The 26,535-nt window shown below is 59.3% G+C and carries 20 protein-coding genes and 4 tRNA genes; 14 read left to right on the forward strand and 10 right to left on the reverse strand.

Going from position 1 to position 26,535, the window contains the following annotated elements; all coding sequences use genetic code 11:
- Position 1: 1 nt before the first annotated feature.
- From CKW20_RS12115 to CKW20_RS12165, 11 genes are all read left to right on the forward strand, one after another.
- Positions 2-77 (forward strand) — tRNA-His (locus tag CKW20_RS12115).
- A gap of 58 nt (positions 78-135) precedes the next feature.
- Positions 136-220 (forward strand) — tRNA-Leu (locus tag CKW20_RS12120).
- Between the two features lie 75 nt (positions 221-295).
- Positions 296-371 (forward strand) — tRNA-His (locus tag CKW20_RS12125).
- Between the two features lie 386 nt (positions 372-757).
- Positions 758-2,068: a trigger factor gene (tig, locus tag CKW20_RS12130; RefSeq protein WP_030130870.1), complete on the forward strand. Its 1,311-nt coding sequence runs from the start codon at positions 758-760 to the stop codon at positions 2,066-2,068.
- A 93-nt stretch (positions 2,069-2,161) separates the two neighbouring features.
- Entirely contained in the window at positions 2,162-2,797 is a 636-nt protein-coding gene (clpP, locus tag CKW20_RS12135) for an ATP-dependent Clp endopeptidase proteolytic subunit ClpP (RefSeq protein WP_007901795.1), read from the forward strand.
- Positions 2,798-2,909: 112 nt separating this feature from the next.
- The gene (gene clpX / locus CKW20_RS12140) at positions 2,910-4,193 is read left to right on the forward strand and encodes an ATP-dependent Clp protease ATP-binding subunit ClpX (RefSeq protein ID WP_007901798.1); all 1,284 of its coding nucleotides are present in this window, start codon (positions 2,910-2,912) and stop codon (positions 4,191-4,193) included.
- A gap of 252 nt (positions 4,194-4,445) precedes the next feature.
- Complete coding sequence (lon, locus tag CKW20_RS12145) at positions 4,446-6,842, forward strand: endopeptidase La (RefSeq protein ID WP_030130871.1); 2,397 nt, start codon at positions 4,446-4,448, stop codon at positions 6,840-6,842.
- Between the two features lie 150 nt (positions 6,843-6,992).
- The gene (locus CKW20_RS12150; RefSeq protein ID WP_002552737.1) at positions 6,993-7,265 is read left to right on the forward strand and encodes an HU family DNA-binding protein; all 273 of its coding nucleotides are present in this window, start codon (positions 6,993-6,995) and stop codon (positions 7,263-7,265) included.
- 53 nt (positions 7,266-7,318) lie between these two features.
- A tRNA-Asp gene (locus CKW20_RS12155) sits at positions 7,319-7,395 on the forward strand.
- 102 nt (positions 7,396-7,497) lie between these two features.
- Positions 7,498-9,369, forward strand: a complete 1,872-nt coding sequence (locus CKW20_RS12160; protein WP_095053114.1) for a SurA N-terminal domain-containing protein — start codon at positions 7,498-7,500, stop codon at positions 9,367-9,369.
- Between the two features lie 201 nt (positions 9,370-9,570).
- Complete coding sequence (locus CKW20_RS12165; RefSeq protein WP_095053115.1) at positions 9,571-10,410, forward strand: DUF2242 domain-containing protein; 840 nt, start codon at positions 9,571-9,573, stop codon at positions 10,408-10,410.
- 386 nt (positions 10,411-10,796) lie between these two features.
- On the opposite strand, the gene CKW20_RS12175 is transcribed toward CKW20_RS12165, so the two are convergent.
- Together CKW20_RS12175 and CKW20_RS12180 are read right to left on the reverse strand one after the other, a co-directional pair.
- Complete coding sequence (locus CKW20_RS12175; protein ID WP_095053117.1) at positions 10,797-11,837, reverse strand: AraC family transcriptional regulator; 1,041 nt, start codon at positions 11,835-11,837, stop codon at positions 10,797-10,799.
- A gap of 3 nt (positions 11,838-11,840) precedes the next feature.
- A complete protein-coding gene (locus CKW20_RS12180) occupies positions 11,841-12,971 on the reverse strand; it encodes a carbon-nitrogen hydrolase family protein (RefSeq protein ID WP_095053118.1) in 1,131 nt (376 codons plus the stop codon).
- A 208-nt stretch (positions 12,972-13,179) separates the two neighbouring features.
- Here CKW20_RS12180 and CKW20_RS12185 point away from each other — a divergent pair, with 208 nt between their 5' ends.
- Together CKW20_RS12185 and CKW20_RS12190 are read left to right on the forward strand one after the other, a co-directional pair.
- Positions 13,180-15,219, forward strand: coding sequence for an NADPH-dependent 2,4-dienoyl-CoA reductase (locus tag CKW20_RS12185; protein WP_095053119.1), 2,040 nt, complete (start codon positions 13,180-13,182; stop codon positions 15,217-15,219).
- A 174-nt stretch (positions 15,220-15,393) separates the two neighbouring features.
- Positions 15,394-16,320 (forward strand): 1-aminocyclopropane-1-carboxylate deaminase/D-cysteine desulfhydrase, encoded by a 927-nt coding sequence (locus tag CKW20_RS12190; RefSeq protein WP_095053120.1) that lies wholly within the window; start codon positions 15,394-15,396, stop codon positions 16,318-16,320.
- 72 nt (positions 16,321-16,392) lie between these two features.
- Here the strand turns inward: CKW20_RS12190 and CKW20_RS12195 are convergent, their stop codons facing one another.
- A complete protein-coding gene (locus CKW20_RS12195; protein WP_095053121.1) occupies positions 16,393-17,817 on the reverse strand; it encodes a type VI secretion system Vgr family protein in 1,425 nt (474 codons plus the stop codon).
- A 231-nt stretch (positions 17,818-18,048) separates the two neighbouring features.
- On the opposite strand from CKW20_RS12195, the gene CKW20_RS12200 reads away from it, so the two are divergent.
- Positions 18,049-18,753 (forward strand): YebC/PmpR family DNA-binding transcriptional regulator, encoded by a 705-nt coding sequence (locus CKW20_RS12200; protein ID WP_095053122.1) that lies wholly within the window; start codon positions 18,049-18,051, stop codon positions 18,751-18,753.
- A 137-nt stretch (positions 18,754-18,890) separates the two neighbouring features.
- Here CKW20_RS12200 and CKW20_RS12205 read toward each other — a convergent pair whose 3' ends face one another.
- From CKW20_RS12205 to CKW20_RS12235, 7 genes are all read right to left on the reverse strand, one after another.
- A complete protein-coding gene (locus CKW20_RS12205) occupies positions 18,891-20,195 on the reverse strand; it encodes a leucine-rich repeat-containing protein kinase family protein (protein WP_095053123.1) in 1,305 nt (434 codons plus the stop codon).
- A gap of 198 nt (positions 20,196-20,393) precedes the next feature.
- A complete protein-coding gene (gene zapE, locus CKW20_RS12210) occupies positions 20,394-21,524 on the reverse strand; it encodes a cell division protein ZapE (protein ID WP_095053124.1) in 1,131 nt (376 codons plus the stop codon).
- A 170-nt stretch (positions 21,525-21,694) separates the two neighbouring features.
- Complete coding sequence (locus CKW20_RS12215) at positions 21,695-22,741, reverse strand: ABC transporter substrate-binding protein (protein WP_095053125.1); 1,047 nt, start codon at positions 22,739-22,741, stop codon at positions 21,695-21,697.
- Between the two features lie 17 nt (positions 22,742-22,758).
- A complete protein-coding gene (locus CKW20_RS12220; protein ID WP_095053126.1) occupies positions 22,759-23,874 on the reverse strand; it encodes an FAD-binding oxidoreductase in 1,116 nt (371 codons plus the stop codon).
- On the reverse strand, positions 23,871-25,226 hold the full coding sequence (locus CKW20_RS12225) for an NAD(P)/FAD-dependent oxidoreductase (RefSeq protein ID WP_095053127.1): 1,356 nt from the start codon (positions 25,224-25,226) through the stop codon (positions 23,871-23,873). Before CKW20_RS12225 ends, CKW20_RS12220 begins: the two co-directional genes overlap by 4 nt.
- A gap of 214 nt (positions 25,227-25,440) precedes the next feature.
- Positions 25,441-25,731: a (2Fe-2S)-binding protein gene (locus CKW20_RS12230; protein ID WP_095053128.1), complete on the reverse strand. Its 291-nt coding sequence runs from the start codon at positions 25,729-25,731 to the stop codon at positions 25,441-25,443.
- Between the two features lie 7 nt (positions 25,732-25,738).
- A complete protein-coding gene (locus CKW20_RS12235) occupies positions 25,739-26,533 on the reverse strand; it encodes an ABC transporter permease (protein ID WP_095053129.1) in 795 nt (264 codons plus the stop codon).
- Positions 26,534-26,535: the final 2 nt, after the last annotated feature.

Here is a 26,535-nt window from a genome sequence, read left to right on the forward strand (position 1 = left end):
GGTGGGCGTAGCTCAGTTGGTAGAGCACGGGATTGTGACTCCCGTTGTCGTGGGTTCGATCCCCATCGTCCACCCCATATTTCGAAAGGCGCCAGATTTAACGGTCTGGCGCCTTTGCTTTAACAGCTTCAATCCGCGGATGTGGTGGAATTGGTAGACACACTGGATTTAGGTTCCAGCGCCGCGAGGCGTAAGAGTTCGAGTCTCTTCATCCGCACCAAATAAAGCTTCGCTCATGCCGGTGGCATGATTGGGGTTCAACAAAGAAGTCGTTCATTCTTTGTAATGCAATATGGTGGGCGTAGCTCAGTTGGTAGAGCACGGGATTGTGACTCCCGTTGTCGTGGGTTCGATCCCCATCGTCCACCCCATATTTCGAAAGGCGCCAGATTTAACAGTCTGGCGCCTTTTTTGTTTCAGTGGCCGCAGGTTCTGGGTCGCAGCGGCGGGGCGTTTCGTCGTATTTATGTTTCTCGATGATGCCGCGCTGCCCGCCGGCCTTGCTCGCAAGATCGGCTGTCAGGGAGATTGTTGGCAGTCTCTTCTATATATAGAAGGGTTGGTGCAGAGCCCCGGCATGACTGGCTGTATTTGCTAACAGGGCGAGGCACAACCGTTTGTCCCCGCCTATAAATTGCCTGCTGCTTTTTTACCCGTTTTCAGTAGGGTGACTTCTTGAGTTTGACCCACTAGAATGCATGCCCTTGATTCTGGGGTCGGAAACGGCCGGCTAACGTCTGTGCAACGAGGAATATCCATGCAAGTTTCTGTTGAAAATACTACTGCTCTTGAGCGCCGCATGAGCGTCACCGTGCCGGCTGAGCGCATTGAGAGCCAAGTCAACAAGCGTCTGCAGCAGACTGCCCAAAAGGCCAAGATTGCTGGCTTCCGTCCAGGCAAAGTGCCAATGAGCGAAATCAAGCGCCGTTTCGGTGCTGACGCTCGCCAGGAAGCTGTAGGCGACGTGATCCAGTCTTCCTTCTATGAGGCTGTGGTTGAGCAGAAGCTGAACCCGGCTGGTTCGCCGTCGATCGAGCCAAAATCCCTGGAAGCTGGCAAGGACCTGGAATACGTCGCTGTTTTCGAGGTGTTCCCTGAGTTCACCGTTGCCGGTTTCGAAGGTATCACCGTAGAGCGCCTGAGCGCTGACGTGGCTGATGCCGATCTGGACAAGATGCTGGAAGTCCTGCGCAAGCAGAACACCCGTTTTGAAGTCGCCGATCGCGCTGCTCAGAACGAAGACCAACTGAACATCGATTTCGTTGGCAAGGTCGACGGTGAAGTGTTCGCTGGTGGTTCCGCCAAAGGCACCCAGCTGGTGCTGGGTTCCGGCCGCATGATTCCTGGTTTCGAAGACGGTCTGGTTGGCGCTAAAGCCGGCGAAGAGCGCGTTCTGAACCTGACCTTCCCAGAGGACTATCAGAACCTCGATCTGGCAGGCAAAACCGCTGAGTTCACCGTGACCGTGAACACCGTTTCCGAGCCTAAGCTGCCAGAGCTGACTGAAGAGTTCTTCGCTCAATTCGGCATCAAGGAAACCGGCCTGGAAGGCTTCCGCACCGAAGTTCGCAAGAACATGGAGCGCGAACTGCGTCAGGCGATCAAATCCAAGGTCAAGAATCAGGTGATGGATGGTCTGCTGGCCACCAACCCGATCGAAGTGCCAAAGGCTCTGCTGTCCAACGAAGTTGACCGTCTGCGCGTGCAGGCTGTTCAGCAGTTCGGCGGCAACATCAAGCCTGACCAACTGCCGGCCGAGCTGTTCGAAGAGCAAGCCAAGCGCCGCGTTGTGCTGGGTCTGATCGTGGCTGAAGTAGTTAAGCAATTCGACCTCAAGCCTGACGAAGCCCGCGTTCGCGAGATGATTCAGGAAATGGCTTCGGCTTACCAGGAGCCTGAGCAGGTTGTGTCTTGGTACTACAAGAACGACCAGCAATTGAACGAAGTCCGTTCGGTTGTGCTGGAAGAACAAGTTGTGGATACTGTTCTGCAGAAAGCTAGCGTGACCGACAAATCGGTCTCTTACGAAGAAGCGGTCAAGCCGGTAGAAGCTCCACAAGCCGACTGATTGTTTTTGCGGTAAGAAGCACACACCATAAGCCAGCCTTCGTGCTGGCTTATGCGTATTCAAGACATAACTATTTGGGAGTGACTGCAGAGCATGTTCCGTAATTCGTATATTCAGCAGAACTCTGATATCCAGGCCGCAGGCGGCCTGGTCCCGATGGTTGTCGAGCAGTCTGCTCGTGGCGAACGCGCCTATGACATCTACTCGCGCCTTCTCAAGGAGCGAGTGATCTTTCTGGTTGGTCCGGTAGAGGACTACATGGCCAACCTGATCTGTGCGCAACTGCTGTTCCTTGAAGCGGAAAACCCGGACAAGGACATCCATCTCTATATCAACTCGCCGGGCGGTTCGGTGACGGCGGGCATGTCGATCTATGACACCATGCAGTTCATCAAGCCAAACGTGTCGACCACCTGTATCGGTCAAGCGTGCAGCATGGGTGCGTTTCTACTCACGGCCGGTGCCCAAGGCAAGCGTTACTGCCTGCCGAACTCGCGTGTGATGATTCACCAGCCACTGGGCGGTTTCCAGGGCCAGGCCTCGGATATCGAAATCCATGCCAAGGAAATCCTCTTCATTCGTGAGCGTCTCAACACGCTGATGGCCAAGCATAGCGGGCGCACTCTTGAAGAAATCGAGCGCGATACCAACCGCGATAATTTCATGAGTGCAGAAGCAGCGCGTGAATACGGGTTGATCGATGAAGTGATCAACCAGCGCCCCGCTTAAAATAAGCAGCTCAAAATAAGGTTGGTCGGCGGGTCCGATCACCAGCGGGCTTGAAAAAGCCCGCAATAGCCTTCATCTTGTGTTGCAAGCCTATCGGATTTGGATCGAACGAATGACTGACACCCGCAACGGCGAGGACAACGGCAAGCTGCTCTATTGCTCCTTCTGTGGCAAAAGCCAGCATGAAGTGCGCAAATTGATTGCCGGCCCCTCGGTCTTTATCTGCGACGAATGCGTCGACCTGTGCAATGACATCATCCGTGAGGAGGTGCAGGAAGCCCAGGCCGAAAGCAGCGCGCATAAATTGCCTTCGCCTAAAGAAATCAGCGGCATCCTTGATCAGTACGTGATTGGTCAGGAGCGTGCGAAAAAGGTTCTGGCCGTAGCGGTGTACAACCACTACAAGCGTCTGAACCAGCGTGACAAAAAGAATGACGACGTCGAACTCGGCAAAAGCAACATCTTGCTGATCGGCCCGACAGGCTCGGGTAAAACCCTGCTTGCCGAAACACTGGCCCGCTTGCTGAACGTTCCGTTCACCATCGCCGACGCAACCACTCTCACCGAGGCGGGTTATGTCGGTGAAGATGTTGAGAACATCATTCAGAAGCTGCTGCAGAAGTGCGATTACGACGTAGAAAAAGCCCAGATGGGCATTGTCTACATCGATGAGATCGACAAAATCTCGCGCAAGTCTGACAACCCGTCGATCACCCGGGACGTTTCCGGTGAAGGCGTGCAGCAGGCCCTGCTCAAGTTGATCGAAGGCACGGTTGCCTCCGTTCCGCCTCAGGGCGGTCGCAAGCACCCGCAGCAGGAATTCCTTCAGGTCGACACCCGTAACATCCTGTTCATCTGCGGTGGTGCGTTCTCCGGTCTGGAAAAGGTTATTCAAAACCGTTCCACCAAGGGCGGCATTGGTTTCAACGCGGAAGTGCGCAGCAAGGAAGAAGGCAAGAAAGTCGGTGAGTCCCTGCGTGAAGTCGAGCCTGACGATTTGGTCAAGTTCGGTCTGATCCCGGAATTCGTCGGTCGTCTGCCGGTACTTGCCACGCTGGACGAGCTCGATGAGGCTGCATTGATGCAGATTCTCACCGAGCCGAAAAATGCTCTGACCAAGCAGTATGCCAAGCTGTTCGAGATGGAAGGCGTGGACCTGGAATTCCGGGCCGATGCGCTGAAATCAGTCGCCAAACGTGCTCTGGAACGCAAAACCGGTGCCCGTGGACTGCGCTCGATTCTCGAGGGTGTATTGCTCGACACTATGTATGAAATCCCCTCGCAGTCCGAGGTGAGTAAAGTAGTGATCGATGAAAGCGTTATAGAAGGCAAGTCCAAGCCACTGTATATCTACGAAAACAGTGAGCCGACTGCCAAGGCAGCGCCGGACGCCTAAGCGTCACACTGCTGGAATAAAGAAGGGGCCTTCGGGCCCCTTTGCTATTATGGGCCCCATAGTAGGTGCTGGCTTGTAGGAGCTGGCTGGCCGGCGAAGGCTGCCTGTTTTCGGTTGTGCTCGGGCCATCGCAAGCAGCAATCGTTTAACTGGTACTTTTATCAGCTTGTTTTTTTCCAAAACAGCCCCCATCTTGGTTTCAAGCTTACTTCCATCTGTTTACGGCCTTATGGCCGCCGTAGAGGCGAAATCATGAAGACAACCATCGAATTGCCTCTCCTGCCATTGCGTGATGTCGTGGTTTATCCGCACATGGTTATCCCGCTGTTCGTGGGGCGCGAGAAATCCATCGAAGCCCTCGAGGCAGCGATGACGGGCGACAAGCAAATCCTTCTGTTGGCTCAGCGAAATCCTGCTGACGACGATCCCGGTGAAGAAGCACTTTATCGCGTAGGCACCATCGCTACCGTTCTGCAGCTGCTCAAGCTGCCTGACGGCACGGTCAAGGTTCTTGTCGAGGGCGAGCAGCGAGGCGCCGTGGAGCGCTTCAGCGAAGTCGACGGCCACTGCCGCGCCGAAGTTTCGCTGATCGACGAAGCCGACGCGCCTGAGCGCGAGTCGGAAGTGTTTGTCCGCAGCCTGCTGGCTCAGTTCGAACAATATGTGCAGCTGGGCAAGAAGGTCCCCGCTGAAGTCCTGTCGTCGCTTAACAGCATCGACGAGCCAGGCCGCCTGGTAGACACCATGGCCGCGCACATGGCCCTGAAGATCGAGCAGAAGCAGGAAATCCTCGAAATCATCGATTTGTCGGCCCGGGTCGAGCACGTTCTGGCGTTGCTGGATGCCGAGATCGATCTGCTGCAAGTCGAAAAACGCATTCGTGGCCGCGTTAAAAAGCAAATGGAGCGCAGCCAGCGCGAGTACTACCTGAATGAGCAGATGAAGGCCATTCAGAAAGAACTGGGCGACAGCGACGAAGGCCACAACGAAATCGAAGAGCTGAAAAAGCGCATCGATGCCGCCGGTCTACCGAAAGACGCGTTGGCCAAGGCTCAGGCCGAACTGAACAAGCTCAAGCAAATGTCGCCAATGTCTGCGGAAGCGACGGTGGTGCGTTCGTACATCGACTGGCTGGTTCAAGTGCCGTGGAAAGCTCAGAGCAAGGTGCGTCTGGACCTGGCCCGTGCCGAAGATATTCTTGATGCCGACCACTATGGCCTGGAAGAAGTCAAAGAGCGGATCCTCGAATACCTCGCTGTACAGAAGCGCGTGAAGAAGATTCGTGGCCCGGTGCTGTGCCTGGTCGGTCCTCCTGGGGTGGGTAAAACCTCTCTGGCGGAGTCGATCGCTCACGCCACCAACCGCAAATTCGTGCGCATGGCCCTCGGTGGCGTGCGCGATGAGGCGGAAATTCGTGGTCATCGCCGGACTTATATCGGTTCGATGCCAGGAAGATTGATTCAAAAGATGACGAAAGTGGGCGTCCGCAATCCGCTGTTCCTGCTCGATGAAATCGACAAAATGGGCAGCGACATGCGTGGCGATCCGGCGTCGGCGTTGCTGGAAGTGCTCGATCCCGAGCAGAACCACAACTTCAACGATCACTATCTGGAAGTCGATTACGACCTGTCCGATGTGATGTTCCTGTGCACCTCCAACTCCATGAATATTCCGCCGGCACTTCTGGACCGGATGGAAGTGATTCGTCTGCCGGGTTACACCGAAGACGAGAAGATCAACATCGCCGTCAAATACCTTTCGCCGAAGCAGATTACCGCCAACGGTCTGAAGAAAGGCGAGCTGGAATTCGACGCCGAAGCGATCCGCGACATCATCCGCTATTACACCCGCGAAGCCGGTGTACGTGGGCTGGAGCGCCAGATTGCCAAGGTTTGCCGCAAGGCAGTCAAAGAGCATGCAATGGAAAAACGCTTCTCGGTGAAGGTCACTGCCGACATGCTCGAGCACTTCCTGGGTGTGCGTAAATTCCGCTATGGTCTGGCTGAGTCGCAGGATCAGATCGGCCAGGTAACTGGCTTGGCGTGGACCCAGGTGGGCGGCGAATTGCTGACCATCGAAGCCGCGGTCGTACCGGGTAAAGGCCAGTTGATCAAGACGGGGTCCCTGGGTGACGTGATGGTCGAATCGATCACCGCAGCCCTGACCGTTGTCCGCAGTCGTGCGAAGAGCCTGGGGATTCCCCTGGACTTCCATGAGAAGCGCGACACGCACATCCACATGCCTGAAGGGGCGACGCCGAAGGATGGCCCTAGCGCCGGTGTAGGCATGTGCACGGCCCTGGTGTCGGCATTGACTGGCATACCTGTACGAGCGGACGTCGCCATGACTGGCGAAATTACCTTGCGTGGTCAGGTGCTGGCGATCGGTGGCTTGAAAGAAAAACTGTTGGCTGCTCACCGTGGCGGAATCAAGACAGTGATCATTCCTGAAGAGAACGTACGCGATCTGAAGGAAATTCCTGACAATATCAAGCAAGATCTACAGATTAAACCCGTTAAATGGATTGACGAGGTCCTGCAAATTGCGCTGCAATACGCGCCGGAGCCCTTGCCGGATGTGGTTCCGGAGATCGTTGCAAAGGATGAAAAACGCGAGTCTGACTCTAAGGAAAGAATTAGCACGCATTAGTACGCATTTGCCTGGGGGGGCTTGTTGACAGTTTTTTAGAGCCCTTGTTATAAAGCGGCTCTTAAGTGTCTGTAGGCCATTCAGCACTCGTTTTTTTGCTTTCACCAAAAAACTTAGAATCAAACTCAAATAGATATAAGGGGACTTAGAGTGAACAAGTCGGAACTGATTGATGCTATCGCTGCATCCGCTGATATCCCGAAAGCTGCTGCTGGCCGTGCGCTGGACGCTGTAATCGAATCCGTCACTGGCGCTCTGAAGGCTGGCGACTCTGTTGTTCTGGTTGGTTTCGGTACCTTCTCCGTGACCGATCGTCCAGCTCGCATCGGTCGTAACCCACAGACCGGTAAGACGCTGGAAATCGCCGCCGCCAAAAAACCAGGTTTCAAAGCTGGTAAAGCACTGAAAGAAGCTGTCAACTAAGTTCGATTCAGGTTTTTGCCCATCCGGGTCGGGGTCATTCCTGACTTGGCAGCGGAGCGGTAGTTCAGTCGGTTAGAATACCGGCCTGTCACGCCGGGGGTCGCGGGTTCGAGTCCCGTCCGCTCCGCCAGTTACGAGAAGGCGCATCCTCGGATGCGCCTTTCTTCTATTCGGATTCTACCCACGCTCCACGGTTGCCTAATTTTGAAGTTCAACCGTTTCTGGGGGACGCATGCTGCAGAATATCAGGGACAATTCACAAGGCTGGATTGCCAAGACCATTATCGGGATCATCGTTGTACTGATGGCTTTCACCGGTATCGAGGCCATTTTCCAGGCGACGACCAACAGCCAGGATGCGGCCAAGGTCAATGGTGAAGAAATCAGTCAAAACGAGCTGAACCAGGCGGTCGATATGCAACGCCGTCAGCTCATGCAACAGCTGGGCAAGGATTTCGATGCTTCCTTGCTCGACGAAAAAATGCTGCGCGAATCGGCCCTCAAAGGCCTGATCGATCGCAAACTGCTGCTGCAAGGCGCAGAAAAATCGAAATTCGCTTTCTCCGAAGCGGCTTTGGATCAGGTGATCCTGCAAACGCCTGAATTCCAGGTGGATGGCAAGTTCAGTGCCGAACGCTTCGATCAGGTGATCCGTCAACTCGGCTACAGCCGTCTGCAATTCCGCCAGATGCTGGCTCAGGAAATGCTGATCGGTCAGCTGCGCGCTGGCCTGGCCGGTAGCGGCTTTGTCACCGATGCACAGGTTCTGGCCTTTGCCCGTCTGGAAAAACAGACCCGCGATTTCGCCACCCTGAACATCAAGGCAGATCCTGCGGCGGTGAAACTGACCGACGATGAGGTCAAGGCTTACTACGACGAACACGCCAAGGAATTCATGACGCCGGATCAGGTGGTCATCGACTACCTCGAATTGAAGAAGGCGTCCTTCTTTGATCAGGTCAGCGTCAAGGACGAAGACCTGCAAGCGGCGTATCAGAAAGAAACCGCAAACCTGTCCGAGCAACGCCGGGCTGCGCATATTCTGATCGAAGTGAACGATAAGGTGACCGAGGCGCAAGCCAAGGCCAAAGTCGAAGAAGTGCAGGCGCGTCTGGCCAAAGGTGAGAAGTTCGAGGCCCTGGCCAAGGAGTTCTCCCAGGATCCAGGCTCGGCGAACAACGGCGGTGACCTCGGTTTTGCAGGTCCAGGTGTCTACGATCCAGCGTTTGAAAAAGCCCTGTATTCGTTGGCCAAGGATCAGGTATCAGAGCCGGTTCGCACGGACTTCGGTTTCCACCTGATCAAGTTGCTGGGCGTTGAAGCCCCTGAAGTGCCAACGTTCGCCAGCCTGAAAGACAAGCTGACCCGCGAGCTGAAAACCCAGCAGGTCGAGCAGCGTTTCGTCGAGGCGACCAAGCAATTGGAAGACTCGTCGTTCGAAGCCTCCGATCTGGCCCAGCCAGCACAGGACCTGAAGTTGACCGTCCAGACCTCCGCGCCATTCGGCCGGGAAGGTGGCGAAGGTGTTGCGGCCAACCGTGCCGTGGTGACCGCTGCGTTCAGTCCTGAAGTGCTGGATGAGGGTGCCAACAGCACCGCCATCGAGCTGGACCCGGAAACCGTGATCGTTCTGCGCGCCAAGGAACACCGCAAGCCTGAGCAACTGCCGCTGGAAAGCGTGGCTGCCAGCATTCGTGCGCAGTTGACCAAGGAGCATGCCAGTGCTGCCGCCAAGACCAAGGCTGATCAACTGATCGTCGGTCTGCGCGATGGCAAGACTGCACTGGACAAGGCGATCGATGGTCAGAACTGGAAGGTGACTCAAGTGGCGACTCGTGCTCAGGAAGGGGTCGACCCAACTGTGCTGCAAGCGTTGTTCCGCATGCCCAAGCCAGTCTCCAAAGACAAGCCGACCTTCAGCAGCGTGACCCTGGCCGATGGTAGCCTGGTGATCGTGCGTCTGGACGGCGTGAACGAAGCCGCGGCGCCGACCGAAGAAGAGAAGGTTCAATACCGTCGCTACCTCGCCTCGCGCATTGGCCAGCAAGACTTTGCGGCCTACCGCAAACAGCTGGAAAGCGAAGCGGACATCAAGCGTTTCTGATGCCTGACTGAGTGTTGCGCGACACAAAAGACCCCGGCCGAAAGGCTGGGGTTTTTTTTTAAGCCTACGCAATGTGTTTGTGTGACTTCTCCTTAGAACCTGGCTCAACAAACATGTAACCGTTTTAAGACATAATCGATGCTCCGCTAAGCATCGATCTGTTGCACAATACGCCCCGAACCGTTTTCCTCAGGATGTTCAATGTTTAGATCAATTCCCATGCGTGTTGTCGGGCTGGCCTTGGTGCTGGCCGCCGCTGCCGGTTGTTCGTCGAAGAAAGCCGCCATCTATGAGCATGAGAACTTCGACGACTCCGGAACGTTTTCGCGCAACTACCCGGTGACCGATGCGCAGACCTGCGAGGCCGCCCGTCGGGCTTTGCTCAGCCAGGGTTACATCATCACCAGCGCCGATTCGAAACTGGTCAGTGGGCACAAAAGCTTCCAGCAGACCGGCGAGACCCACATGGAGATCAGCTTCAACGTGGTCTGTGCCGATGACGGCAGCGAAGGGCATCACGCGACGATGTTCGCCAACGCCTTGCAGGACCGTTATGCGCTGAAAAAGACCAACAACTCCGCCAGCCTCGGTGTCGGTGTGTTGGGCTCGGTATCGATGCCGATCGGTTCGTCCGACGACTCGATGGTCAAGGTTGCCAGCGAAACCGTATCTTCAGCCAAGTTCTACGAACGTTTCTTTGCCCTGGTCGAGTTGTTCTTGCCGCCGGAAGCGAAGAAGGCCGCGCACATCCCCGAGAAGCCGAAAACCGACCTGGGTGTGCCTGAGGCCAAGGCTGCGCCGGCTGAGTTGGCGCCAACCCCGGTCCCGGCGGCAGAACCTGCTCCTGCTCCAGCGCCGGTAGTCGAACCTGCTCCAGCCGCTTCGGAGCCTGTTGTGCCACCCGCTGAAACGGCACCGATTACCCCAGCCGAGAACACCGAGCCGACTTCGTCCACGGAAACGGTCACTCCTCTGTCGGATTCCGGCGCCATGCCGGCACCGACCGAGCCAATTTCAGCCATGCCTGTCTCCGGCCAGTAATAGGCTGATGTTACGGATCGGGTCAGACGACTCCGATCCCGTAACACCTTCCAAGATTGATCCACATCAAATCGAGCTATATTCCTACGGCTCGTATCGAAAAATCCTGTGATAAATTCCTGACCACCTGCTACGTTTATTCAGTAGCGACGTAGTGTCGTGCCAGTGTCATTTTTCTTTCATGCGGGCACTTTATGCTCGGGGCGCTGGTCATTTATTCAGACGATTTTTTCAACAAGCGATGGGGGTTTAATAATGGACGATTATCAAGAAGAACTGCTCGAGTATCAGGCGTTTGAACTGGACCCGCTGGAACCGGCCGAAGACGCTACCGAGCTTTAAGGCGACAACGCGGTGGGGAAACTAATTGAGAACGTCCCCTAACCTTACGCGGATTGGCGATGACTGCGGCGGAACTCGCCGGGGGTCTGGCCGTTCCAGCGTTTGAAGGCCCGTTGAAAGGCTTCGGCTGAAGCAAACCCCAGCAGATAAGCGATTTCCCCGAACGCCAGTTCGGTGTCGCGGATGTAGGTCATGGCGAGGTCGCGGCGTGTATCGTTGAGAATTGCACGAAATTGCGTGCCTTCCTCGGCGAGTTTGCGACGTAAGGTCCAGGTTGGCAGCTTCAGGCGTGCCGCCACTTCTTCCAGGTCGGGTTCCCGACCACCATTGAGCAACGGCCCCAGTAACTGAGTGATGCGTTCACGCAGGCTGCGGGTGCGTGTCAGTTGCTCCAGTTCCCGTTCACACAGTTGCAGCAGGTGCCGCCAGGTGCTCGGGCAGTGCTGCGGGTTGCGCTGGGCGAGGCTGTCCAGGCTCAGGCGCAGTTGATTCTGTTCGGCGCCAAACTGAATCGGACAATCCCCCAGCACGGCGTATGCCTCGCGGTAATCCGGCGCCTGGAATTCGATCTCGATCCGTTCGGCGCGTAGCGGGGCAGGGCTTACGCTGGATAATTGCTGCAACCAGCCGGCGATGATTGAATCCACCACGAAGCGGTTGTAGGCGTTGTAGGGGCTGATGGAATAGAACCGCAGCCAGGCGCCTTGGGCGTCTTCGTGAAAGCTCGACTGGCCGCGATAGTTGGAGCCGTACAGTGCTTCGAAGCGAATCAGGCAGCGCGCCGCTTCCCGCACGGTGGGGGCCTGGGCGGCGGTGACTCCGGCCAGGCCGGCCTGGCTCAGGCGACTGAGCTGGCCCATGCGCAAACCCAGTGCCGGATCGTCAGTCAGTTGAATGGCGCCGTGACCCAGGCGCATGTAGCGTGGGATCGAGAGACGGGCGCCGGCCTCGGCCAGTCGCGCGGCGTCGAGGCCGTACTGTTCGAGCAACGGTTGTGGGTCCAGGCCATGGCTGCGCACGGCGTCGGCCAGGCTATGGACGAAGCCCACCGACAAATCTCCGAGGCGCATCGGCTGCGGTTTCATCGCTTACAGCCAGAGATTCAGCAAACGCGCGCCCCGGGCATCGCCGTCGGCGAAGTGTTGCCCGTTGCTGCTGAGGAAGCTTTGACCGGCGCTGCCCTTGTCCCAGAACTGGCCACGCAGGAACACGCTCATGCCGGCGATGGTCTGGCTGCCGGCCGGTTGGGCAATCAGCGTCAGCCGATGCCAGGCCTGACCTTCACTGAGTTCGCCAGCCTTGAGGCTCACAGAACTCGGTGCGGACTGGCCTTTGTAGCCGCGCCACGGTTGATCCCAGGACCCCCGCCCGACGACGAATGCCGGGACCGCCACCAGTTGCGCGCCTTGATCGTCGAGTTTGCGATAGTTGTCGGGGTACCAACTGTCGCTGCCGATCAGCACGCCCAGCCGTCCGGCCGGTGTATCGACGACGTTGATCGTATGCTCGGAATTGGCTTCGACAGTGTCGCGTCCAGCGAAAGTCGGGTGTATTTGCCGCTGGGGCTGGCCGATCGGCAAGCCGTCGCGACCGAACACTACGCTGCTGTTGTACAGCGCGCCGTGGCCAATCTTCAGGGTGCCGTCGCTGACGCTCGGCTCGGGCAACACGATGGAACCCGCCACCAGAGTGATCTGGAATTCTTTCGCCAAGCCGCCGAACAGCGCTTGGTAACTCTTGGCCATTTTCTTGGCTTTCATCCGCAAATGCGCGTCGTCGAGACGGTTGCCGCCCTCGGCACTGATCAGGGCGCGGATGAACTGCAATGGGTTGCTCACCGCCAGCCAGTTCATGGCTTCCTTGAGCGTAGTGGCCTGGTACAACTCGTCTTTTTCGTCGCTGATCATCAGCCAGGTGCCGACATGTTCGGGCAGTACGACGATGGTCTTTTCATTAAGCAGGCCCTGATCCTGAGCCTTCTGCAAGTAAGCCGCGAGCTTGCGGTGCAGGCGTTCGGGGCTTTGATAATCGGTGGGGAACAACTCGGGCTGGATACCCAGCAGATTGCCGCGATCGGCGGGGGTGCCTTGATCAACCGCGAGACTGATGCGCAGGTCCGACAGGTAGTGACCCACCGGACGATCCGCGGCCCATATCGCGTAGGTCGTGAGGGCGGCGATCAATGCCATGGAAAGGATCAAGTACAAAAGTTTGCGCATGTGGAAACAGTCAACGGCCGCGTGCAGGGTTCGCGACTAGGGTAGGGCTCACGCCCGCGCTTGCCAAGGGGCGCTGCGCATTTGGATCAATAAGTTGTCAGTTACGGTCATTGAGTGACGGCAGTGCGACTCTTAGTCTGTCGAACATGACTGACGGGGCCGAAGAGCTCCTGCATTTTTTCAGTGATCGCTCGTTGTGGAGTTACCGATGGCCGCCGCTCATTACCCGCACCTGTTGGCCCCGCTAGACCTGGGTTTTACCACGTTGCGCAACCGCACCCTGATGGGCTCGATGCACACGGGCCTTGAGGAAAAGCCCGGCGGTTTCGAGCGCATGGCCGCCTACTTTGCTGAGCGTGCCCGTGGCGGCGTTGGTCTGATGGTCACCGGCGGTATCGGCCCGAACGATGAGGGCGGGGTTTACTCCGGCGCGGCCAAGCTGACCAACGAAGAGGAAGCGCTCAAGCACCTGATCGTCACCCGTGCGGTGCACGAGGCGGGTGGCAAGATCTGCATGCAGATTCTCCATGCCGGGCGTTATGCCTACAGCCCGAAACAGGTGGCACCGAGTGCGATTCAGGCGCCGATCAATCCATTCAAGCCTAAAGAGCTGGACGAGGAAGGCATCGAGAAGCAGATCAGTGATTTCGTTACCTGCTCGGCGCTTGCGCAAAAAGCTGAGTACGACGGCGTCGAGATCATGGGCTCCGAAGGGTATTTCATTAACCAGTTCCTCGCAGCCCACACCAACCATCGCACCGACCGCTGGGGCGGCGCTTACGAAAATCGCATGCGCTTGCCGGTAGAAATCGTCCGCCGGGTGCGCGAAGCAGTCGGTCCGAATTTCATCATTATCTTCCGCCTGTCGATGCTCGACCTGGTGGAAGGCGGCAGCTCTTGGGAAGAAATCGTGCAATTGGCCAAGGCCATCGAGCAGGCGGGTGCGACGATCATCAACACCGGCATCGGCTGGCACGAAGCGCGGATTCCGACCATCGCCACCAAAGTGCCCCGTGCGGCGTTCAGCAAAGTCACGGCCAAGTTGCGTGGGGAGGTAGGCATTCCGCTGATCACCACCAACCGCATCAACACCCCGGAAGTCGCCGAACAGATCCTGGCCGAAGGCGATGCCGACATGGTGTCCATGGCGCGGCCGTTCCTCGCCGACCCGGATTTCGTCAACAAGGCTGCGGCCGGTCGTGGCGATGAAATCAACACTTGCATCGGGTGCAACCAGGCGTGCCTGGACCACACCTTTGGCGGCAAGTTGACCAGTTGCCTGGTGAACCCGCGGGCCTGCCATGAAACCGAACTCAATTACCTGCCGGTGCAGCAGATCAAGAAAATCGCCGTGGTCGGCGCCGGCCCTGCAGGTTTGTCGGCCGCGACCGTAGCCGCCGAGCGTGGCCATCAGGTGACGTTGTTCGATTCGGCCAGTGAAATCGGCGGCCAGTTCAACATCGCCAAGCGTGTACCGGGCAAGGAAGAGTTCTTCGAAACCCTGCGTTATTTCAACCGAAAACTGCAGACCACCAATGTCGAGCTGTGCCTGAACACCCGCGTGAACGTGGCGCAGCTGGTTGAGGGCGGCTACGACGAAATCATCCTGGCGACCGGCATTGCGCCACGTGTGCCGGGGATTCCGGGCGTTGAGCATGCCAAGGTGCTGAGCTACCTGGACGTGATTCTGGAGCGCAAGCCGGTGGGCAAGCGCGTCGCGGTGATCGGCGCCGGTGGTATCGGTTTCGACGTGTCGGAATTCCTCGTTCACGAGGGTGTGGCCACCAGTCAGGACCGCGAAGCGTTCTGGAAGGAGTGGGGCATCGATACACATCTCGAAGCGCGCGGCGGTGTTGCAGGTATCAAGGCTGAGCCGCATGCGCCGGCCCGTGAAGTGTTCCTGCTGCAACGCAAGACGTCCAAGGTCGGTGACGGCCTGGGCAAAACCACCGGCTGGATTCACCGCACCGGTCTGAAGAACAAGCAGGTGCAGATGCTCAACAGCGTCGAGTACCTGAAGATCGACGACGAAGGCCTGCACATCCGCATCGGCGAAAGCGGCGAACCGCAGGTGCTGCCGGTGGATAACATCGTGATCTGCGCCGGGCAGGATCCATTGCGTGAGTTGCAGGATGGTCTGGTCGCGGCCGGGCAGAATGTGCACTTGATCGGCGGGGCGGACGTGGCGGCGGAGCTGGATGCCAAGCGTGCGATCAATCAGGGTTCGCGGTTGGCGGCTCAGTTGTAATGGTGTAGGCAGGCTTAGCTTGCCAATGGCCTTCGCGGGCAAGCCTCGCTCCTACAGGTTTCAGGTTATTCACCCAATGGTGCTTTAACTCGAAACCCTGTAGGAGCGAGGCTTGCCCGCGAAGGCATCCTGTCTGCTGCTAAGATGCCGGCTCTTTACCCCGAGTCGGCATCAATGCTTTCCCCACTAACGGACTGGCTACCCCGAGCCCCTCTCGAACCTCTTCACCTCGACTGGCTCACCACTGCCGGCATCGACGTCGCGATCCTGCGTCTGGACCAGATCGACCCGCTGATCAGTGGCAACAAGTGGTTCAAACTCGTCGAACACCTGAAAGCTGCCGACCAGAATGGCGCCCAAGGCATCATCAGCCTGGGTGGCGCTCATTCCAATCATCTTCATGCACTGGCTGCGGCGGGCAAACGCTTGGGTTTCACCACGGTTGGCCTGCTGCGCGGGCATCGGCAAGAAACGCCGACGGTGAAGGACTTGCAGGCGTTCGGCATGCACTTGCATTGGTTGGGTTATGGAGGCTATCGAGCACGGCACGAACCAGGCTTCTGGGCGCCATGGCGGGAGCAATACCCCGAGCTACATCCAGTGCCGGAAGGTGGCGGCGGATTGCTTGGGGCGAAAGGTTGCCGGCAATTGATGACTCAGGCCTGCGAAAAGTTGAGCAGTCTGGGCTGGAGCCACTACGACGGCTGGTGGCTGGCCTGCGGAACGGGCACCACCTTGGCCGGTCTGGTTCTGGCCGAGGCGGGCGAACATCCGGTGTATGGCGCGTTGGCGGTGCCTGACGATCATGGCGTGGCGCAGCAGGTCGAATCGATTGTCCGCGAGGCGGGTTTACAGGGCCCGGCTTATGAGCTGTTCGATGCTAGCCGTGGCGGTTTTGCCAAAGTCGATCCGTTGTTACTCGAATTCATCGAGCAGACCGAGCAGGCCAGCAGCATCCTTTTCGAACCGCTGTACACCGGTAAAGCGCTAATGGCGCTCAAGCAGCAAGTCGAGGCGGGAAGATTTGCCCGGGGCACGCGGCTGATCTTCATCCACACCGGCGGCTTGCAGGGCCGCCGGGGTTTCAGTTCACAAACCTGAAGGGCGCAGTCAGAGACTCTCGCGAACCCTCTGCCACCACCCGCTGTGGGCAATCGGTGATCGACGAAGGCGTTACGGCATGAGATCCGAGCGGTTGACCAGCCAATCGAGCAGCAGACGACCATCGCGGCGTGGCTCCGGAGCGGGCCGGGAAGGCTGGGGATGGCCCATACCGGCACACAGCACCGGTCGGTCCGGGTCGCTGTCGAGAAAACTGACCAACACTTCGGTGCCGGCCATGGGCAGCCTGGCCGGATCGATTCGGCCGTCCGGCGCTGTGAGGGCTACCGGTAGCCAGAGACCGGCGGATTCATCCGCCTCGAATGTCGGCGTCGGCCATAGCATGACCTGTATCCGGCCCAAATCATCGAGCGTCGCCGGTTGCCCGACGGAGCCCAGCACCCGGGCAGTCTGATAGCCCGGGATGCTCGGCCGGGCCTCTTTGAGCGCCGGCCTGAAGACCGTTGACCAGGGAATGGCAGTGAACTGATTGCTGTAGCGCCGGGCACTATCGGGCTGGTCCTCGGTGAGAATCGACGGCTGCTGTCCTTGGTGCCGGATGTCGGTGAGCAGCCACTGATCGTTGAAACTTGAGAGCGGGTGTTGCGCCACTTGCAGGATCCGTCCGCTGCACAGTTCGCTCTGGTTGCTTTGGCCGTGGATCTGCCGTTGCTGACAACGCAGGCGTTCCAGCCGTCGGCGGCTGAGCTGATCGTGATGAAGCTGTTCGGGCGCGGGGCGTGTTGCCACCGGAGCCGTTCTGGCGAATGGGTGGTTAGCTGCTCCGTCGCCGATCATCTGCGAGCCGCGGTTTCTGGCCTCCCATTGTGCAGGGGCGGGGTCCGGGTCATGGCGCTGGAACAGTTCGCTGATCACCGGCGAGACGGAGTCGTTGAATGCGTCGTCATGGAACGGCATCAGCAATGGCTCCTGAGGGAAACTCAGGCTGTCATCGGCGAGCACCAGCACATGCCCGTCGTGCTGATGCTCGAAGTGATAGTGGATGCCTTCTTCTTCACACAACCGCTGCAGGAAGGCCAGATCGCTCTCATCGTACTGAATGCAAAAAGGCCGGGGCGGGTAGCACCCGTTTGCCAGTTCGAAGCGGTAGCTGTGCTCGGGCAACTGATGCTCGTCCAGCAACTGGCGCACGATCGCGGGCACGCTGAGACGATGAAATACCCGACGCGAGCTGTGCAGGTGAAGTTGTTGAAGATGGGGCGCGAGCACCAGAGAGTAGCCGACCCGGTGCGGCCCGCGATGTTCGCGACTGACGCTGTGGATCACGCCGTGAATGCCCTGGTCATCTGCCAGCCGCAGGAACGCCGGTTGTTGCAACCATCGGTCAAGGTGCATAGACGGTGCGAGGCCGATCACCTCGATATCGAATCGATAGGGCTGGTTAAGACCTTCACGGCCACTGAACTGCAACACCTGCAGGCTCAAACCGCCGTCGAGGAGTGTCAGGGTGAAGGGGCTTTCCTTGTCGTTGTGCATCGAACGCGCTTCTGCCAGGGATGATGGGCGCAGAGGGTACGAAACCACAGCCCTGAAGCGTCACCGCAAATCGACTTTTCAGAATCGCCCTACATGCACTGGTGAAAATGTCGATCGGTCATGGGATGAAGATGTTGGAATTTTTGGTCGATTGGCATCTTTAGGCCGTATAAACTGGCGCAATGCGTCGGCCAATAGATGTCTCGGCGCCACAGATCAAGAGAGTGAGTAATGGGCGCACAGTGGAAGGTTAAACACAAAGAAGCGGCAGCCAACGCCAAGGGCAAAATCTTCGGCAAACTGGTGAAAGAAATCACCATCGCTGCGCGCAACGGTGCCGATACCGCCACCAACGCACACCTGCGTCTGGTGGTCGAACAGGCGAAAAAAGCCTCGATGCCCCGCGAAACCCTGGAACGCGCGATCAAGAAAGGCTCCGGCCAGCTCGGCGAAACCGTGCAATACCATCGCGTGACGTATGAAGGGTTCGCACCGCATCAGGTGCCGCTGATCGTTGAATGCGTGACTGACAACATCAACCGCACCGTCGCTGAAATCCGCGTCGCGTTCCGCAAGGGCCAGTTGGGCGCTTCCGGTTCAGTGGCCTGGGACTTCAACCACGTCGGCATGATCGAGGCGTCCCCGGACAGCCCAGACGCCGATCCGGAAATGGCTGCGATCGAAGCCGGTGCCCAGGATTTCGAACCGGGTGAAGACGGCGCGACGCTGTTCCTGACCGAACCTGCGGACCTGGATGCGGTGCAGAAAGCGCTGCCGGAGCAGGGTTTCACGGTGTTGTCGGCCAAGTTGGGTTACCAGCCGAAGAACCCGGTCAGTGGCCTGAGCGACGAGCAGATGGCGGAAGTCGAAGCGTTCCTCGAAGGCCTCGATAACCATGATGACGTGCAGGACATGTTTGTCGGGTTGGCGGGTTAAGCGGCTCCGACAGTCTGTGATCTGACTTGTGGCGAGGGAGCTTGCTCCCGTTGGGTTGCGAAGCGACCCCAAAAAGCGACGGCTGCTGCGCAACCGAACGGGAGCAAGCTCCCTCGCCACAGGTTTTATATTTGCCGCTAGTTGAACGCAGCCAACTCCCGCACAACCTCGCTGAACCCCGGTCTCGCCAGTACATCCGGCTGGCAGCAGCGCTGCTGCAATGCCTCTAGCGACTCACGACCTTCATCGCTCAACCCCGAGTCGATCCGCGCCAGCAATTCCCCCAGCAGCACCCCGAACGCCCGCACCTCGATCCGTTGCAGCGCACGGCTTTCAAGGCTGTCCGAAGTAGCATGGAAAGACGCCGCGCCAAAGTCGCCCAACAGGCAATCGCCGTGCTCGTTCCACATGATGTTGTGACCATAGAGGTCGCCGTGGGTGATGCCTTGGCGGTGCAAATGTTCAGCCACTGAAGCGATGCCACTGGCGATGCGCAGCGCCACGCCAGCGCCGAACCGGGTGTCGTCGGCATAGACGTCGCGGGTGCAGGACGCCAGGCTCGGCAGACCGGCGAGGTTGCAGTAACTCGGATCGATCAGTTGCATCACCAGCCCGGCCGTTTGCTGCGGGTGATCGACAATTCGGCCCTCGACCCGGATCAGGTTAGGGTGGATACCGGCGGTGATGCAGGCGTTCATTTCGTGCAGCGGTGAGCCATCGCTGGTCATTTCGCCTTTGTAGAGTTTCACCGCGACCTGTTTCGTCTGTTTCCACAACCCCTGATGAATGACCCCCGACGCGCCTTCGCCGAGTTTTCTCTCCAGGCTCAGTTGGGACCAGGGAATGCTCGCCGTAGCTTGGAGGGCGGCGGCATCGGCTTCGGTTTCCAGCGGGTTACCGGCGTACGCCAGCCAGGTCAGGCTCGGCAGGGTCAGCAGCCACTCGGGAAGCTCGGTGAGTTGATTGGCGGCGATGCGGATCAGTTCGAGTCGATGACAATGACTCAGGCTTTCGGGCAAATCCTGTAACTGGTTGCCGGCGAGCATGAGCTTTTGCAGATGCGGGCGCTCACCCAGTTCGGTCGGCAGATCCGTGAGACGATTGTCTGTCAGGATCAGCCAACGCAACAGCGGCGGCAGGGCGGCGCCCGGCACGTTTTCGATGACGTTGGCCTTGAAGCCGATCATCGTCAGCGCGGTGCACTGGCCAAGGCAGGCCGGCAGTTCGGTGAACAGGTTGTCCGAGCAGAACAGCACGCGCAGACGGGTCAGGCGATGCAAGTCGTCCGGCAGGCTGCGTAAGGCGTTGCCGCTGAGGTTGAGCACTTCCAGCGAGTCCGCCAGGTCGAAGATTTCCCGGGGGAACTCGGTCAGGCCGCAGGACAGATCCAGACGGGTGATGCCCGACAGTTGGCCGGCGCGCAGTTGTGCGAGGGTATCCATTGGCAGGTTCGCTATTGATCAGGAGGAGGGCGTGGAGCCCTGGAAATGGGCGACATGATAGCGGGAAAGTTGTGTTATCTGTCAGGCCGCCTTCGCGGGCAAGCCTCGCTCCTACAAGGGATCGAGGTACGACACAAAACCATTGTAGGAGCGAGGCTTGCCCGCGAAGAGGCCAGTAGCCCAACACAAGAGTCTTGATCAAACCTCTCCCTTGACCTCCACCAACTGCCCCAACCGGCTGCGCGTACGCGCCAGGTCGATAGCATCGCCGCCCAGGCTTTCGCGCAATGACTGGTACCCGAGCAGAGTCAGGTGCTTGTCCTGGTCGTACAAGACGTCGATCAGGTTGATGAAGCGTTGCTGAGCGGCGATTGAACAGTCGGCGAGGCTGGGCAGTTTGTCGATGATCCAGCGGTCGAAACACCGGCACAGTTCCAGGTAGTCCATGACCGCGGTGGGGTGCTCACACAGGTCGTCGAAGGTGAAGCCGATGCTTCGCCCTTTACAGTATCGGGCTTGCAGGTGCCGCGTGCCGACGGGCAGTTGGATGGCCGGTGCGTCGTGTTCAGGCAGACTTAATGCCTGACGCTGCGCCACCGTGGCTGGCCAGACATACCGGCCCTGGGTGAACAACTGCTGTGCGTGGGTGCGCGCCTGACTGCGGTAATCATGCGGGCCGCCGACCTCCATGACCCGCATGCATGTGTTGATCAGGTCGATCACTGGCTTGAAACGGGCGTGGTAGAGCGGGTTGGGCAGCAAACCTTCCGGCGGGTAGTTGGAGGTCACCAGCAATAGAATCCCCCGGCGAAACAGCGCCTTGAACAGCCGCGTGATGAGCATCGCATCGCCGATGTCATGCACGTGGAACTCATCGAAACACAACACTCGGCAATCTTGCAGCAGTTCGTCGAGGGTGACCGCCAGTGCATCGGGCTGATCGCGATGGCTGAACATGCCCTGATGCAGTTGCGCAAAAAAATTATGGAAGTGCAGGCGCTGTTTTTCGGCGATGGGGATGGCCTGGAAAAAACCGTCGAGCAGCCAACTCTTGCCGCGCCCGACGGCACCATAGAGGTAAAGACCGGGGAGTGTCGGCGCCGATGCGCCTAGCAGCGCCGATGCATGCTGCGCCATGCAGTCGATCACTCGTTGCTGGCTATGGCTGAGGGTGTAGCCCTGGGTATGGGCCTTGTGGTGGAAGAAGTCGTGGATCACCCGACCCTGCGCGCAGCCACTGGTCGGTGCCGCTAATGCCTTGCCGAAAAAACGGCGTAGCACGGGCCAGCGTGGTGTGAGTCGCGGACGGTTGGATGGTCGAATGGCCACTGTGAAGTCACCCCGTAGTCTTAAGGCCGGCTCCCCGAGCTGCGGCGGCGTAGTGTAACCAAATGGGGAATTTTCCTTCCACTGGTGTTGGTGAAGCTACTGTGGTGAGGGGGCTTGCCTGTGGCGAGGGAGCAAGCTCCCTCGCCACATGGATCTTTTGATCTTCGAGGTTAGCGCTCGATACTGCGATTCCATCGGGCATTCCACGCCGGGCGCTGTTCGTTGACCTGATCCCAGTCGATGGCGATCGCGGTGGTCAGATACTGTTTCATCGCCTCGACCTGACCGCGGGTCTTGTCGGTGGTTGGCGTATTCGGGTTGGACGGAATCTGATCGCCATCTTCAAGCGCAGCAGCTTGTGCTTCGGGCGTCAGCAGGAAAGCTGCGAGTTTCTGCGCCAGTTCCGGTTGGGTGTTGTTGGCGATGGCGCATTCGGCGACGTTGAGCACCACGGAGCCTTCCTTCGGCTGCGCATATTCCACCGGCATGCCCTTGAGTTTCAGCGCGGTGACCTGGGTCGGGGTCAGCGGGAACAGGGCCGCTTCGTCGGTCTGGAGCATTTCGGAAATCTTCGCCGAACTCGGAATGTACTCCAGCACGTTGCGCCCGACAGTGTTCGGCCAGGCCTTGAACCCCGGTTCGACGTCGGTTTCGCTGCCGCCCTGAATTCGGTTGAACATCAGAAAACCGTGCAGGCCGAAGGTTGATGAGGCCATCGACTGGAACACCAGTTTGTCCTTGAAACGCGGGTCGGCCATGTCCATCCAGGAGGTCGGTGCGTTCCAGCCTTTTTCCTTGAACAGCCTCGTGTTGTACGCCAGCCCCGTGACGCCGAGGCTGACTGCCACGGCTTGATCCTTGATCCGGCCCTTGGCCGGAATCTGTGCCAGGGGCGGGCTGTCTTCGAGTTTGTCGCACAAACCCATGGCGATGGCGCGGTACATGATGCCGTCGTCGAGGAACATCACGTGCATCTGCGGGTTGCCTTTGCTGGCCTGGACCTTGGCCAGAATATCGGCGGAGGTCCCCGGCACGATCACGACTTTGACGTTGTTGGCTTTCTCGAAAGCTGGCAGCACCTTGTCGGCGTAGAGCCGCTCCATGGTTCCGCCGTTCATGCCCAGGTAAAGCGTCGGTTCGGCCTGGGCCTGGCTGACCGTCAGCAGGGCGCCCAAGCAAGAGAAACCGAGCAGTGCACTGCGTTTGAAGTTATTCATGGCGCGACCTTCCTCTATCAAACAATGGAGATGGAGTGAAACCGAGTGATGGAAAACGCATCCAGCGGCGTCTTTGATGCGCCGCTACAGATGATTTCGGTGAGCGCCTGGCCCACCGCAGGCCCGATCTGAAATCCCGCGCCGGCAAAGCCGAACGCGTGCAATAGACCGGGTTGGGTGCTGCTGTGGCCGATCACCGGTTGGCGATCGGGCAGATAACCTTCGGTGCCGCTCCAAGTGCGAATCGCCTGGGCGCCTTCAAGAAACGGGTAGAGTTCGACGGCTTGGCGCAGGATCTCGATGACGGCGTTCTGACCAGGCCGGGCGCGGGCGTCATCGAGGGCAAAGCCCTGGCCGCCGCCCAACACACAATTACCGCGAGCGACCTGACGGGCATAGATGCCGCCGCCCTCGACTCCGGTGCTGGCATTCATCACCAAGGGCAACGGTTCGGTAACCAGCATCGCCGGGTGACCGGCGTGCATTGGCACCGTTTCGCCGAATTGTGCGGCAAGGCTGCCGGCCCAAGCCCCGGCGCAGTTCAGCAGCCAGGGAGCGTGCAGTTCGAGGCCGCTTTGAGTGCTGACGCGAAAGCGCTGACCGTCATGCTCCACCGCTGTCACCGCGCATTGTTCATGGATCTGCGCACCGTGCCGACGCGCCGCCTGCGCGAAGGCCGGAGACACCAGTCGCGGGTTGGCGTGACCATCGTCCGGGCACAACGAGGCACCGACCGCCACCTCACCGACCCACGGGAAACGTGCGCGCAACTCATTGCGGTCGAGTACCTGCAAATCGAGGCCGAACCCCTGGCTGCTGGCGGCGTAGTCCTGCAAGGCATGCAGATCATTGAGACTGCGGGCGAGTTTCAGGTGACCGCTGCGCTGGTACTCGCCGTCGATGCCGATCAACTGTGGCAGCTGCCCCCAGATCTCGTGAGCCCGTTGTGACAGTGGCAATTGCGACAGCGGCCGGCCCTGACGGCGCACGCCACCGTAGTTCACGCCGCTGGAGTGCGAACCGCAAAAGTCCCGCTCCAGCAATGCAACGCGCTGACCGGCCTTGCTCAAAAACAGGGCGGCGGAGGAGCCGACAATGCCGCCGCCAATGATGATTGCATCGACCTCGATCATGGCTCGACCTCCAGACCGAACGGCAAGGGTTTGATCGGCGCCTGTGCCCGCAACCGGCCGATGTCGGCCACGGTGCGCTGGCTTTCGCAGGCAATGATTTCCGCTGCGGCGGCGCCACACATTCGCCCTTGGCAGCGACCCATGCCGACCCGGCAATGGGCCTTGACCCGGTTGATCTCCCAATGGCCTTCGCGCACCACTTGGCGGATGTCGCCGGCGCGCACTTCTTCGCAGCGGCAGATCATCAGGTCATCCGCGGCGTCGGAGGCCCAGCTTTCGGGAAAGATAAAGGCGTGCTCAAGGCCTTGGCGGAATCTGCCGATAGTGTTCAGCGACTGTTCCAGCTGAGTGGCGCGCTGTGGCGGGATCAGGTAACCGATGTCTTCGAGCAGCGCCAGGGCCGCCCGTTCACCGGCCATTTCCGCCGCGTCGGCGCCCATGATGCTGGCGCCGTCACCGGCCAGATACACCTCGGCGATGCTGCTGCGACCGGCGCTGTCACGCTGCGGTAGCCAGGCACGGTTGAGTGGGTTCCAGGTGAATTCACAGCCCAGGAGATCGGCGAGTTGGGTTTCGCTGCGCAGGCCATGGGCGAAGGCTACGGCGTCGCATTTGATTCGATATTCGCTTGCTGCGTTACGCCAGTTGATCGATTGCACGCGGTGTTCGCCATCGATGCGTTTCAAGGTGGCGCCCTGATGTACCGGGATGCCGTGGGCGGTTAGCCAGGTGCGGTAATAAATGCCTTTGGCCAGCGTGGAGGGTTGCGACAGCAAGCCGGGCAGGGCACGGGCCTGAGCGCTGAAGGGCGAGCTGTCGAGCACGGCGATCACGTTGGCGCCGGCCTTGGCGTATTGGTACGCCACCAAGTACAGCAACGGTCCGCTGCCGGCGAACACCACACGTTCACCGATGGCGCAGCCTTGAAACTTCAAGGCGATCTGCGCCGCGCCGAGGCTGTATGCCCCCGGCAACGTCCAGCCTGGCACCGGCAGAATCCGGTCGGTGGCGCCCGTGGCGACGATCACCCGGGAGAACTCCAATCGTGCGGCGCGGCCCTCATGCAAGGTGTCGAGCGCGCCAGCCTCGGCGTTCCACACCAGCGTGTCGGGGCGGTAATCGAGTTGCTCATGCAGTTCGTCGATTGTCTGATGCAGTGCCTTGGCCTTGCGTGCTTCGAAGCCATAGAGCTTGACCGGCGAACGCTTGAAATTCGCCGGCTGACGCCGATAAATCTGCCCGCCACCGCGCGCGGCTTCGTCCAGCAGGACAGGGCCCACGCCATGGGCAACGAGGGTTTGCGCCGCCCGGATGCCAGCGGGACCTGCGCCGATGATGACTACAGACTTCATACCCACCTCATCGGCGTTGCCCACATTGTTTGTGACTGCCACTGAACCCCTGTGGGAGCGGGCTTTCCCGCGATGACGGCGGAACATTCAACATCGGTGGTAGCTGATAGACCGCTATCGCGGGCAAGCCCGCTCCCACCGTTAGTTGAGGTATGCCGCATTATTTGTGACCGGCTCCCACAGGGGGTTGGGTTTCCGCAGGGAAAGTTGGTGTTCATACCGATCGCCCCGGTTCGCGGCTGATGTGCTGTCCGGCTTCAAGCAGCGTCGAACAGGCCCGCACCCGGCGCCCATCGCCCAGGCGCACCCAGCAGTCCTGGCAGGCGCCCATCAGGCAGAAACCGGCGCGGGGTTCGGCACTGAAGTCGCTGCCGCGCAAGTGTTCGCTGCAGGTCAACACCGCCGTCAGCAAGGTGTCACCGAGCAGGCCACTGGCAGGCTTGCCGTCGAGGGTAAAGTCCAGGGCCGGGCGGTCGCCTTCGGCCAGTCGTTTCAGCAGAGCCATGGCGCCCTCATTGTGTACCCACCAGAACCCGATCCAGGCCGTAGACCCGATCGAGCAGAATCATCGTCAGCGCGGTCAGCGCGATGACCAGGGCCGACACCGCCGCCATCATCGGATCGATGGATTCGGTGGCGTACACGTACATGCGCACCGGCAGCGTTTGCGTGGCCGGGGAGGTGACGAAGATCGACAACGTGACCTCATCGAAACTGTTGATGAACGCCAGCAGCCAGCCACCGGCGACCCCCGGCAAAATCATCGGCAAGGTGATTTGCCGGAATAGCGTGAAGCGTCCGGCGCCCAGCGATTGCGCTGCATGTTCGGCGCTGCGGTCCAGGCCGATGGCCGAGGCCAACACCAGTCGCAGCACATACGGCGTGATCACCAGCACATGGGCAAAGATCAGCCAGGCGAAGCTGCCGTTGACGCCCATCAGCGCAAACAAGCGCAGCAACGCCACCCCCAGCACCAGGTGCGGAATGATGATCGGCGACAGGAACAGACCGTTGAAAAAGTCCCGTCCGGGGAACTCAAAACGCGTGATCGCCAGGGCTGCCGGCACCGCGATCAGCGTCGCCAGCGTGGCGGCGCAGAACGCCAGGATCAGGCTGTTGTAGAACGCATCGACAAAGTCCGCGCGCTCGAACACCGCGCGGAACCAGCGCAGGGAAAACTCCGTGGTCGGCAGGCTCAGGGTGTTTTCCGGGGTGAAGGCGACGAGGCACACCACCACCAGCGGCGCGAGCATGAACAGCACCACCAGGGTATGGAACAGCAGGGCGAAAGGACCGTTTCTGGACATGA

Origin of the sequence: Pseudomonas sp. Irchel s3b2 (assembly GCF_900187445.1) — a bacterium.
Lineage (GTDB): Bacteria > Pseudomonadota > Gammaproteobacteria > Pseudomonadales > Pseudomonadaceae > Aquipseudomonas.